The following is a 10730-nucleotide window of genomic DNA, read 5'->3' on the forward strand; positions in this document are numbered from 1 at the left end:
GCATGACACCACGGCAGACACGACAAAGCGGCAGGCAGGCGGCGCCCGGCGTCAGCCTGAACCGGGCGCTGTCGAAGCTCGGCCTGTGCTCTCGCACGCAGGCCGAGGTGCTGATCGCCGAAGGCCGCGTGCGTGTCCGCGGCAAGGTCGTGCGCGATGCAGCCCTGCGCGTCGACCTCGACCGCGACCGCATCGTTGTCGACGACAGGCCGGTGGTTGCCGAGCGCAAGGTCTATCTCGTCCTCAACAAGCCGCGCGGGCTGGTCACCACCCGCGACGACCCGCAACAGCGCGACACCGTCTATGCCTGCCTGGAAGGGCTCGACCTGCCCTTCGTCTCCCCGGTCGGTCGCCTCGACAAGGCGAGCGAAGGCCTGCTGTTGATGACCAACGACACCCGGTTTGCCAACCGGCTGATGGATCCGGCCTCGCATTTGCCCAAGACCTATCACGTGCAGATCGGCATGGTGCCGGACGCAGCGATGCTGGACAAATTCCGCGCCGGCGTGACCGTCGATGGCGAGACCCTGAGCGCCAGTTCGATCGAACTTTTGCGCAGCGGCGGCCGCACCGCCTGGCTGGAGATCGTACTCGACGAAGGCCGTAACCGCCACATCCGTCGCCTGCTCGCCGCGCACGGCGTCGAGGTTCTGCGCCTCATCCGCATCGCTATCGGCCGCCTGCCGCTCGGCGACCTCGCCAAGGGTACGGCACGGCATTTGACGCCGGAGGAACTGGAGCTGCTGGCGGGGTGAGCCCCGCGTATCGTCGATGTCGGCGGCCTTGCATCCGCGCCACCTCCTGACAGGAAGCTGTCAGGAGGCCTGGCCTATAGGTGACTCATGGGCCGGGCCGCGGCTCGAGCAATCCAGGAGCAAAACAATGAATTTCGTCTCTGTCCGCATCATCACGTCGGACGTCCAGCGTCTCGTGCGCTTCTATGGCGAGATCACCGGCATGCCCGTGACTATGTACACAGAAGACTTCGCCGAACTCGCGACACCTGCCTGCACGTTGGCAATCGGCAGCACGCGCACCTTGATGCTGTTCGGCGGCGACATCGCCCGCCCCGCCGACAACCACACGGCCATCCTCGAATTCCGCGTCGGCGACGTCGATGCGGAATTCGCCAGGCTCTCGGACCTCCTCAGGGATGTAACGGTGCAAAAGCCGACCACAATGCCCTGGGGTAATCGCTCGCTGCTGTTTCGCGACCCCGATGGCAATCTGGTGAATTTCTTCACGCCGGTAACCGCCGAGGCGATCAGGAAATTCGACAGGTAGGGCGGAGCGGTACCGCCGGCCGAAGCCGCTCTACTTCTGGTTCCATTTCCGGATGACCGGCTCGGTCAGATCATGCTCGTAGCCGAGCACGCTGATGCTGGCAGTATCGAGCACGAGCAGCGCGCCGCCTTCGGGCGGCAGGCCGATCCAGCGCGCCGCCAGCACGCGCAAGAAATGCGCGCTGGAAAACACCAATATGCCGGCATTGGCCTCGCGCAGCCCGGCGATAATCCTGTCGGCCCGCGCGCCCACATCGGCCGCCATCTCGCCCTTTGGACAACCATCGCGAAACACATTCCAGCCGGGGCGCTCGGCCAGGATCTGTTTTGTCGTCAGCCCCTCATAGGCGCCATAGTCCCACTCCTGCAGATCGTCCTTCTTGACGCTCTGCGCGCCGAAGCCGGCCAGTACGCTGGTGTTGTAGGCGCGCTGCGACGGGCTCGACCATACGGCCGAAAAAGACAGGCCCTTGAGCCTATCCGCGACCCCCCGCGCGGCGGCCTCGCCAACCGTGGTCAACGGCATGTCGGTGCGGCCGGTATGCTGCCCCGAAAGGCTCCATGCCGTCTCACCATGCCGGACCAGGTGGATTTGGGGATACGCGTTGCTCATGGAATGCCTCTCAGTGTCGCCGGCACCTTAAGCGACGATACGGCAAAGGGGAATCCGCTTGGTACAAACTGCGTGGTAGCCTGGCCTTGATCCGTGGCGGGCCGGCCCTGTGATCATCCTGATGCCGCAACTATATCAAGGCCAGCCTCCACAAGGCTCCCGCCACCACAAGGGCATGGACCCTTGCACAACAAGTCGAGATCATCATGTACAAACATTTGTTCATCGCCACAGACGGATCGGAACTGGCCGACAAGGGCGTCGCCCACGGCCTGACATTGGCCAAGGGCCTCGGCGCGTCCGTCACCTTCGTTACCGTCTCGGAACCATTCCCGATCTTCGCTTGGGGCGGCGCCATGGCCGGCTATGCCGCCGGCGATGAGCTCGTCGCCTACAAGGAAGAGGCAGGCCGCTATGCCAAGGAAGTGCTCGCCAAATGCAAGGCGTCGGCGGACGCCGCCGGCGTCTCCGCGGAGGTCGTGCATGTCGAGGACAAGCGGCCCGCCGAAGCCATCCTGGAACTGTCGCAGGCCCTGGGCTGCGACCTGATCGTCATGGCCTCGCACGGCCGTCGCGGACTGGGCAAGCTGCTTCTCGGCAGCCAGACGGCGGAAGTGCTGTCCTACACGGAGATTGCGGTGCTGGTGGTGCGGTAGCGTCTGCTGCGGATCGCATGCTCCTTCGAGCCGCACACCGTAATGACAATGTCGTTACGGTGTGCTAAATATGCACAGAGAAGGAGCTATCCATGCCAACGTCACATCATCCGTTGCCGAAGAGTGTCCCGCTTAACATCCGCGTCAAGCCGGAAGTTCGCAATCTGATCGACCGCGCAGCCGAATTGCTCGGCAAGAATCGCACCGACTTCATGCTCGAAGCGTCGCAACGCGCCGCCGAGGAAGCATTGCTCAACCGCCTGGTGTTCACCGTAGACCCGGACGTCTACGCCGCGTTTCTGGCACGCCTCGACGCGACGCCGCAACCAAACGATCGATTGCGCCGCACCATAACAACGAAGGCACCCTGGGACGCCGCGTGAGCCTGTCGGCTCCGGTACCGCTCGCCGATCATCACGAACTCGGCGAATTCTCATCGGGCATGTCCTCGCTCGACGGTTGGCTGAAGAAACGTGCCCGCACCAACCAGGCGGGCGGTGCGTCGCGTACCTATGTGACCTGCGACGGCAACCGTGCGATTGGGTACTACGCCATTGCCAGCGGCGGCGTGAAGGTGGTCGAAGCTCCTGGTCGCTTCCGGCGCAACATGCCCGATCCGATCCCCGTGGCAGTGCTAGGCAGGTTGGCCGTAGACCAAGCCTATCACGGTCGAGGCATCGGTCGTGCGCTGGTAAGGGATGCCGGTCTACGAATTCTCCAGGCCTCTGAAATCCTGGGGATCCGAGGCATGCTGGTCCATGCGATATCCGAGGACGCGTTGGCCTTTTATATGGCCGTCGGATTTGAGCCTTCGCCGATCGAGCCGTTGACGCTCATGGTCACGCTCGCCGATCTCCGCGCCAGTCTCGGCTGACGATTGCCACGCGACAAAACTCGTCGGCGACCGTGCATGCTCCTAGTGTAGCGCCTCCAGCACGAGATATACCCCCAGCGCCAGCAATCCGACGAAGAACACTTTCCGGAAGGTCTCGATGCTCATCCTCCGGCGCAATGCCTGGCCGGCGAACATGCCGGCCAGCGCCGGCGCAAGGGCTGCGATCGACCCCACCAGTTGCGCGCTCGGCGACGTCAGGCCGCCGGTCCTGAACAGGCCGATGGCGAGCGCTGCCGTCGACACGGTAAAGGACAGGCCGAGCGCCTGGATCAGGTCTTCTTTCTCCAGCCGCAGCGATTGCAGATAGGGCACTGCCGGGATGACGAAGACGCCGGTGGCGCCGGTGACCAGTCCGGTCGCCACCCCGACCAGCGGTGACATCAAGGCCTCATGGCGCACCGGCGTGGTGAAGCCGGCCTTGGCGAGGCCGAGGATCGCATAAAGCACCAGTGCCGCGCCCAGCCCGGCAGAAGCCGCGCCCGTATGCGTGCCGGTCAGCAGGCCGGCACCGGCAACGGTGCCGAGCATCACGCCGGCCATCATCGTCCACAGCCGCTTACACAGGCGGCCGAAGGACGGGCCGGTCAGCAATTGCCAGAGATTGGTGACCAGCGACGGAATCAGCAGCAGTGCCGCGGCCTGCGCTGGTGGCATCGTCACCGCCAGCAGGCCCATCGCAACGGTAGGCAGCCCCATGCCGACGACGCCCTTGACGAAGCCGGCGGCGAGGAAGACGGCGCCGATCCAGGCGAGGACGCCGGCGCTCAGCATGATCGTATCTTCAGGGCTGGATCAGTCATGCAGCAGCATATCGGTTGCGTCGGCATCCGGGCTGGCGGCCTTTGCCGGCGCCGCCTCGCGGCTGGTGGATACGATCGTCGCAGCGCATCCCCGCAGGCCTGATCCCGCTGGCGCCATAGCAAGGCCAGCCACGGCAATGGCCAGCACGATCGCCGTGCTTTCAAGAATGCCGAGCCGGCCTGATGTTCGTTCGTTCATCACAATTCTCCTTCGAAACTGTTTGACGAAGATCCCGGCCGATCACAATGTGGAAGTTGTGCTGCCAGCCTTCGGCCAGGACGAAGGCTGGAGGGCCGATCGCCTTCCCGGGCGCTGAATATTCGCAGGAGCAAAAGAATGCGCTTCGATCTGGTCGATCTCCGCCTGTTCCTGCTGGTGGCCGAACGCGGCAGCATCACCCATGGCGCCGAGCTTGCCGGACTGGCCCTGGCGTCGGCCAGCGCCCGCATCAAGGGCATGGAGGAGCGGCTCGGCGCGCCGCTCCTGGAGCGCCGCCGCCGTGGTGTGGTGCCAACGCCGGCGGGACAGGCGCTGCTGCATCATGCGCGCGCCGTGCAGAACCAGATCGAGGCCATGACCGGCGATCTGGCCGCCTATGCCACGGGCCTGCGCGCCCGCGTCCGGCTGCTGGCCAACACCGCCGCTACAGCCGAGTTGCTGCGCGACATCCTGCCCGCCTTCCTTGTCGCACATCCCCAGATCGACATCGATCTCGACGAGCGCCCCAGCCATGAGATCGCGCAAGCCGTGGCCAATGGTGCGGCCGATCTCGGCATCGCCGCAACCTGGGCCGGCCTGTCGCATCTCGAACAGAAACCGTTCTTCACCGACCGGCTGGTGGTGATCGCCGCGCGGAACCGGCCCGGCTTTGAAGGCCGCACCGTCAACCTCACTGAGGTTCTCGGCGAATCTTTCGTCGGCCTCAGCACCGGCCATGCGCTGCAGGAGCACATCACGCGCCAGGCGGCCCGCCTTGGCGGGCATCTGCATGTCCGCATCCGCGTGCCTGGCCTCGACAATGTCTGCCGGCTAGTCGCGCAAGGCGCCGGCATCGCCATCGTTCCGGAAAGTGCGGCGGGTCGTTCCGTGCGCACACTGCGGCTGACCGACGACTGGGCGACGCGCCAGCTCAACCTCTGTGCCCGCCGCTTCGACGATTTGACGCCACAGGCAAAACTGCTGGCGGCAGCGCTGGTCTGAGCCCTGACAGCGACCACACTATCCCCAGCAGCGCTGAATCATTGCCTTGCTTTTCAAATATCCGTGACGTAGCTTGTTTGCACATTGGCAAAAAAATCGCCAAAGTTTTTTCCTTTTGTGAAAGACGGGGGCTTTGCGGGAACATCTCGATCTGACCGATCGGCGGCTGGTCAAACAGCTGTCGCAGGATGCACAGCCGGGCATCAACCGCATCGCCGAGATATTGGCGATTTCGGTGCCGACGGTGCGCACGCGGTTGCGCAACCTGCTCGACCGCAACCTGCTCAAGATCGTCGGCCTGCTGAATCTGACCGAGCGCCCCGAGCTGATCTCGGCCATTGTCGGCATCAATGCCCAAGGGCGCGGCCGGGCCCGCGAACTGGCGCAGCGCATTGCCGAACTGCCCTTCGTCAACTCGGCTTCGGTGGTCACCGGGCGCTTCGACATCATCGTCGACGTGACGGTGGCCGGCGACGTCGCCGATCTCTACCGCGTCACCAGCGAGCTGATCCCCGGCGCCGGCGAGCCCGGCGAAGTCGTGCGCAGCGAGACCTTCGTCGTCATGGCGTCCTGCAACAAATGGGTCAGCCTGCCGGAAGGCTGCTGGTCGGACGACCGCAAGGAGCCGGCATGAAGATCGCGGTACTCGGCGGCCTCGGCCTGCAAGGCCGGGCGGCAATCGCCGATCTAGTCGCCAGCGACGGCGTCGAGGAAATCGTCTGCGTCGACACCGCAGCGGATGGCCCTGCCCGGCTTGCCGGCCTGACCGATCTTGCCCGCGTGCGCTTCGTCGTACCAGAGGGCGCGATCGGCCCGGCTCTGGCCGCTGTGCTTGGTGATGTCGACGCCGTCATCGACCTGTTGCCGCAGCCGCTGATGCGCGAGGCGGTGCAGGCCGCGATCGCCACGCGCACGCCGCTGGTCACCACCAACTACGCCAAGTCGATCGCCGATCTGGCGCCGGCCGCCGAACAGGCCGGCGTCTCGATCATGACCGAATGCGGGCTAGACCCCGGCATCGACCTCGTGCTCTACGCGCGCGCCGCCAAGCAGTTCTCTTCGATCACCGCGATCGATTCCTACTGCGGCGGCATCCCCGAGCCGAAGGCGATGGCCAAGCCGCTTTGCTACAAGGTGAGCTGGAATTTCGACATGGTCCTGGTCAGCCAGAACCGCGACAGCGTTATGATCGAGGACGGAAAACGCGTCGCGGTGCCGGCCGGCCAGCAACACGACAATCCGTTCATCCATGAGATCGAGGTTGCGGGTCTGGGCAAGCTCGAAGCCTTCCCCAATGGCGACGCGCTGCACTATGTCGAGATGCTGGAGGCAGCCAAGGGGCTGCGCCGCTCCGGCCGCTACACGCTGCGCTGGCCGGGATGGTCGGCCTTCTGGGGGCCGTTGAAGGAGCTTGGTTTCCTCTCTGAGGACAAGGTGCCCGGCACCTCCAACAGCCCGCGCGAATTCCTCGGCCGGCTGCTCGGCCCGCAACTGCAATATGGCCTGGGCGAAAAGGATCTTTGCGTGATGCGCAATGTCTTTTCCGGCCTGGAAGGCGGCCGCGCCAAGACAGTGACGTCGGACCTGATCATCGAGCGCGATCTCGCTTCGGGACTGTTCGGCATGAGCCTCGGCGTCGGCTATCCCGCCAGCATCGTGGCGCAGATGCTCGCGCGGCGCGAGATCACCAAACCCGGCCTGCTCAACCCGCTGCTGGACGTGCCTGACGAACCCTTCTTCGACGAGCTTGCCAGACGCGGCATCAAGGTCACCGAGACGGTGGCCTGGGACTGAGGATTTTCGAACGGTGGCTGCCGCCGGCAACGGCGCTGCCGCTCAAAAAGCACCCCAAAGGGTGAAAAACAACGAAGACATGGAACAATAAAACAAGGAGGACTACCAAATGAAGATTGCCAAGCTTTTCATCGCCGGACTTGCGCTCGCCGGCCTTACCACTGCTGCCTCAGCCGGAACACTGGACGACATCACCAAGCGCGGCGAACTGCGTGTCGCCGTGCAGACCCAGGGACCCCCTTTCTCGCTGGTTGGCGCCAATGGCGAACGCACCGGCAGTTCGGTTGAACTGGCCGAACTGATGGCCAAGGAAATGGGTGTGAAAATCACCTTCCTCGATTTCGACTGGGATGGTCTGATCCCGGCGCTGCTGTCAGGCAAGGCCGACCTTCTGGTCGCCGACATGACGCCGACGCTGGCGCGCGGCATGAAGGTCGCCTTCACCACGCCTTACATGTACACCGGCAGCACCGTCTTCACCAAGGCCGACAGCAAGTTCAAGACCACCGAAGATTGCAAGGCCAAGGGCACCAAGATCGCCGTGCTGCTCGGCGCCACCGGCGAGAAGGAAGCCAAGAAAGCCTTCCCCGATGCCGACATCAAGAGCTACAAGGGCGGCGGTCCGCTGCTGCTCGACGCCGTCAACAACGGCCAGGCCGATTGCGGCGTCAACGACGTCTCGGCGGTCAAGGGCCAGTCGACCGCCTATCCGGCCGGCAGCTTCACCATCATGCCGGACCTTCTGTCGAAGGAGCCGCTTGCCTTCGCCACCCGCTATGACGAGCCGGACCTGCTGGTCTGGATGAACCTGTTCCTCAATCAGGTCACCATCGATGGTCGCCTGCAGAAGAACCTCGACTACTGGGTCAATTCCGACGCCTGGAAGAAAGACCACTAAGCAGCGATAAACCCAGGCGGTTCGCGCGCGTCTCAAGCGCCGCGAAACCGCCTGGAATTTCGCTTCATCCGTCGTTTCCTGCACTCTGGGGATTGCACCCAACGATGCTCGAAAATTTCAGTTTCCGCACCATCGTCGAATACCTGCCGCTGTTCGGACAGGGCCTGATCACGACCGTCTGGCTGTCGGCGCTGTCCTTTGTAGGGGCGCTCATCGTCGGCATCGTGCTGTGCGCCATGAATCTGCAGCGCGGCTGGCTGTTTCGTGTGCCGGCCAAGGCCTATATCGATGCGGTGCGTGCCACGCCCTTGCTGGCGCAGCTCTATTTTCTCTATTTCGGCCTGCCCCGGCTCGGCTTCGTCCTGCCGGAACTCGTCGTCGGCATCCTCGCGCTGTCGTTGAACAGCGGCGCCTATATCGCTGAAATTATTCGTGCCGGCATCCTGTCGATCCCGCGCGGTCAGGTCGAAGCCAGCGTCGCCTCGGGCATGACCTATGTCCAACGGATGCGCCTGGTCGTGCTGCCGCAAGCCCTCAAGGTGACGATCCCGCCGCTGCTTGGCCAAGCCATCGTGCTGGTCAAGGATTCCGCCCTTCTGTCGCTGATCTCGGTTGCCGAACTGACGCGCGCCGGCCAGTTGCTCGCCTCCGACCGCTTCATGCCGGCCGAAGGTTTCCTCACCATCGCCGCCTTCTATCTGCTGCTCTATTACGGACTGAAGGGACTGGCTGGCGTCTCCAGCCGCTGGCTCGGCACGGCGGGGGCGCGGACATGATCTGGCAACAACTGCAAAGCCTCGCCGGCTCCTATCCGCTGGCCCTGCGCGGCCTCGGCATGACCGTGATGCTGTCGCTGATCAGCCTTGTGCTCGGCACCTTGCTCGGCTTCGGCCTCGGCATCCTGCGCACCGGCGGCAACCAGCTGATCTCGGGCTTGATCGGGGCCTGGGTCGACCTGATCCGCGGCACGCCGTTCCTCGTGCAGATCTTCCTGATCTTCTTCATCCTGCCGGAGTTCGGCATCGAGCTTGACGCCTTCACCGCCGGCATCATCGCGCTGACCAATCTGGCCGCCTGCTTCATCTGCGAGATCGTCGTCGCCGGCATCCGCTCGGTGCCGACCGGCCAGGTCGAGGCGGCGCTGGCGTCCGGCCTGTCGCGCTGGCAGCGCATGCGCCAGGTGGTGCTGCCGCAGGCCATGCGCATCGTGCTGCCGCCGCTGGTCGGGCAGTATGTGCTGCTGATCAAGGATTCTTCCGTCGTGTCGGCCATCGGTCTCACCGACCTCACTCGCGTCGGCTGGCTGGTGGTGCAGCGTGTGCCCAACGGCCTCTTGGTCTTCTTCCTCGTCGGCGTCGGCTATTTCATCGTATGCTATCCCCTGATCATGCTGGCCCGTCGGCTGGAGCAGCGCATGGGCGCGGCACATGGCGAGGTGCAGTTGTGACTTCCAACCCCAAAGGTCCAGAAAACATGACCACAACGGGCCTTGCCAAGACCGGTATGATCGACTTTCGCGGCGTCAACAAATGGTTCGGCCCGCTCAACGTGCTCAAGGACATCACGCTCAGCGTCGAGCCGCGCGAAGTGGTCGTCGTCTGCGGCCCGAGCGGCTCGGGCAAAAGCACTCTGATCCGCTGCGTCAACGGCCTGGAGGCGATCAAGAACGGCGACCTCGTCGTCGACGGCCAACGCCTGGGCGACCCCGCCACCAACATGACGCAGCTGCGCACCGAGATCGGCTTCGTCTTCCAGTCGTTCAACCTCTACCCGCATAAGACGGCACTCGAGAACGTCACGCTAGCCCCCATCCATGTCCGCAAGATCCCGCGCGCCGAGGCTGAAAAAGCAGGCCGTGAATTGTTGGCCAAGGTTGGCCTCGCCGACAAGGTCAATGCCTATCCCGCACAGCTCTCCGGCGGCCAGCAGCAGCGCGTGGCGATCGCGCGTTGCCTCGGCATGCGGCCCAAGATCATGCTGTTCGACGAGCCGACCTCGGCGCTCGACCCCGAGATGATTTCCGAAGTGCTCGACGTCATGGTGGCGGTCGCCGAGGAAGGCATGACCATGATGGTGGTGACGCACGAGATGGGCTTCGCCCGCAAGGTCGCCCAGCGCGTGGTGTTCATGGACGCCGGCGCCATCGTCGAAAGCGGCACGCCGGACGAGTTCTTCTCACACCCCAAGACCGACCGCAGCCGCGCTTTCCTGAGCAAGATTCTCAGGCATTGACGCGTGGTATAGAAGCCGTCAGCGGGGCAATTGCTTGAGACAAATGAAGGGACACAACTCGTCTGAAGACGACCAATCGTCGAAGTCAGCGCCGCCCCTCATCGCCCTGCCGGGCACTTCTCCCCGTATAGTGACGGGGAGAAGGAAGCTGGCCGCAACCCTGGCGCTCTTCTTGCAGCCCTGATGATGGCGAAAGCGGCGATGAGAGCGCCCCTCTCCCCGTCCCTATACCTATCGGATTCACACATTTCGTAGTCCGAGGTTGGCGCCGTACTTTATGGCCCAGAATTCGGTGAGGCCGATGCGCATGACCTTGGGACCGGGCTTGCCGTAGTAGCCGGTCCAGCCTCCAAGGCGG

Annotated in this window: 15 protein-coding genes; 12 read left to right on the forward strand and 3 right to left on the reverse strand. The window is 64.2% G+C overall.

What is annotated here, in order from left to right:
- The first annotated feature begins 2 nt into the window (after window positions 1-2).
- Together EOA13_RS24900 and EOA13_RS24905 are read left to right on the forward strand one after the other, a co-directional pair.
- On the forward strand, window positions 3-755 hold the full coding sequence (locus tag EOA13_RS24900; RefSeq protein WP_127296299.1) for a pseudouridine synthase: 753 nt from the start codon (window positions 3-5) through the stop codon (window positions 753-755).
- Between the two features lie 127 nt (window positions 756-882).
- On the forward strand, window positions 883-1284 hold the full coding sequence (locus EOA13_RS24905; RefSeq protein WP_127296300.1) for a VOC family protein: 402 nt from the start codon (window positions 883-885) through the stop codon (window positions 1282-1284).
- A gap of 30 nt (window positions 1285-1314) precedes the next feature.
- Here the strand turns inward: EOA13_RS24905 and EOA13_RS24910 are convergent, their stop codons facing one another.
- Window positions 1315-1896 (reverse strand): histidine phosphatase family protein, encoded by a 582-nt coding sequence (locus EOA13_RS24910; RefSeq protein ID WP_127296301.1) that lies wholly within the window; start codon window positions 1894-1896, stop codon window positions 1315-1317.
- A gap of 206 nt (window positions 1897-2102) precedes the next feature.
- Between EOA13_RS24910 and EOA13_RS24915 the strand changes: the two genes are divergently transcribed.
- From EOA13_RS24915 to EOA13_RS24925, 3 genes are all read left to right on the forward strand, one after another.
- Window positions 2103-2552, forward strand: coding sequence for a universal stress protein (locus EOA13_RS24915; RefSeq protein WP_127296302.1), 450 nt, complete (start codon window positions 2103-2105; stop codon window positions 2550-2552).
- A 92-nt stretch (window positions 2553-2644) separates the two neighbouring features.
- Window positions 2645-2935: a DUF1778 domain-containing protein gene (locus EOA13_RS24920; RefSeq protein ID WP_127296303.1), complete on the forward strand. Its 291-nt coding sequence runs from the start codon at window positions 2645-2647 to the stop codon at window positions 2933-2935.
- A complete protein-coding gene (locus EOA13_RS24925) occupies window positions 2932-3426 on the forward strand; it encodes a GNAT family N-acetyltransferase (RefSeq protein WP_127296304.1) in 495 nt (164 codons plus the stop codon). Before EOA13_RS24920 ends, EOA13_RS24925 begins: the two co-directional genes overlap by 4 nt.
- 42 nt (window positions 3427-3468) lie before the next feature.
- Here EOA13_RS24925 and EOA13_RS24930 read toward each other — a convergent pair whose 3' ends face one another.
- Together EOA13_RS24930 and EOA13_RS24935 are read right to left on the reverse strand one after the other, a co-directional pair.
- On the reverse strand, window positions 3469-4218 hold the full coding sequence (locus tag EOA13_RS24930; RefSeq protein WP_127296305.1) for a sulfite exporter TauE/SafE family protein: 750 nt from the start codon (window positions 4216-4218) through the stop codon (window positions 3469-3471).
- Between the two features lie 21 nt (window positions 4219-4239).
- Window positions 4240-4446 (reverse strand): hypothetical protein, encoded by a 207-nt coding sequence (locus tag EOA13_RS24935; protein WP_127296306.1) that lies wholly within the window; start codon window positions 4444-4446, stop codon window positions 4240-4242.
- 138 nt (window positions 4447-4584) lie between these two features.
- Here EOA13_RS24935 and EOA13_RS24940 point away from each other — a divergent pair, with 138 nt between their 5' ends.
- From EOA13_RS24940 to EOA13_RS24970, 7 genes are all read left to right on the forward strand, one after another.
- Complete coding sequence (locus EOA13_RS24940; RefSeq protein ID WP_127296307.1) at window positions 4585-5448, forward strand: LysR substrate-binding domain-containing protein; 864 nt, start codon at window positions 4585-4587, stop codon at window positions 5446-5448.
- Between the two features lie 133 nt (window positions 5449-5581).
- Window positions 5582-6082, forward strand: coding sequence for an Lrp/AsnC family transcriptional regulator (locus tag EOA13_RS24945; protein ID WP_023813263.1), 501 nt, complete (start codon window positions 5582-5584; stop codon window positions 6080-6082).
- Window positions 6079-7242 carry a saccharopine dehydrogenase family protein gene (locus tag EOA13_RS24950; RefSeq protein ID WP_127296308.1) on the forward strand — a complete coding sequence of 388 codons (1164 nt, stop codon included), beginning with the start codon at window positions 6079-6081 and terminating at the stop codon, window positions 7240-7242. Before EOA13_RS24945 ends, EOA13_RS24950 begins: the two co-directional genes overlap by 4 nt.
- 109 nt (window positions 7243-7351) lie before the next feature.
- Window positions 7352-8140: an ABC transporter substrate-binding protein gene (locus EOA13_RS24955; protein WP_023813261.1), complete on the forward strand. Its 789-nt coding sequence runs from the start codon at window positions 7352-7354 to the stop codon at window positions 8138-8140.
- A 104-nt stretch (window positions 8141-8244) separates the two neighbouring features.
- On the forward strand, window positions 8245-8916 hold the full coding sequence (locus EOA13_RS24960) for an amino acid ABC transporter permease (RefSeq protein ID WP_127296309.1): 672 nt from the start codon (window positions 8245-8247) through the stop codon (window positions 8914-8916).
- A complete protein-coding gene (locus tag EOA13_RS24965) occupies window positions 8913-9587 on the forward strand; it encodes an amino acid ABC transporter permease (RefSeq protein ID WP_023813259.1) in 675 nt (224 codons plus the stop codon). The genes EOA13_RS24960 and EOA13_RS24965 overlap by 4 nt, the downstream gene beginning before the upstream one ends.
- A 56-nt stretch (window positions 9588-9643) precedes the next feature.
- A complete protein-coding gene (locus EOA13_RS24970) occupies window positions 9644-10372 on the forward strand; it encodes an amino acid ABC transporter ATP-binding protein (protein WP_164780315.1) in 729 nt (242 codons plus the stop codon).
- The last annotated feature ends 358 nt before the right edge of the window (window positions 10373-10730 follow it).

Origin of the sequence: Mesorhizobium sp. M7A.F.Ca.US.011.01.1.1, assembly GCF_003998295.1 — a bacterium.
Taxonomy (GTDB): domain Bacteria; phylum Pseudomonadota; class Alphaproteobacteria; order Rhizobiales; family Rhizobiaceae; genus Mesorhizobium.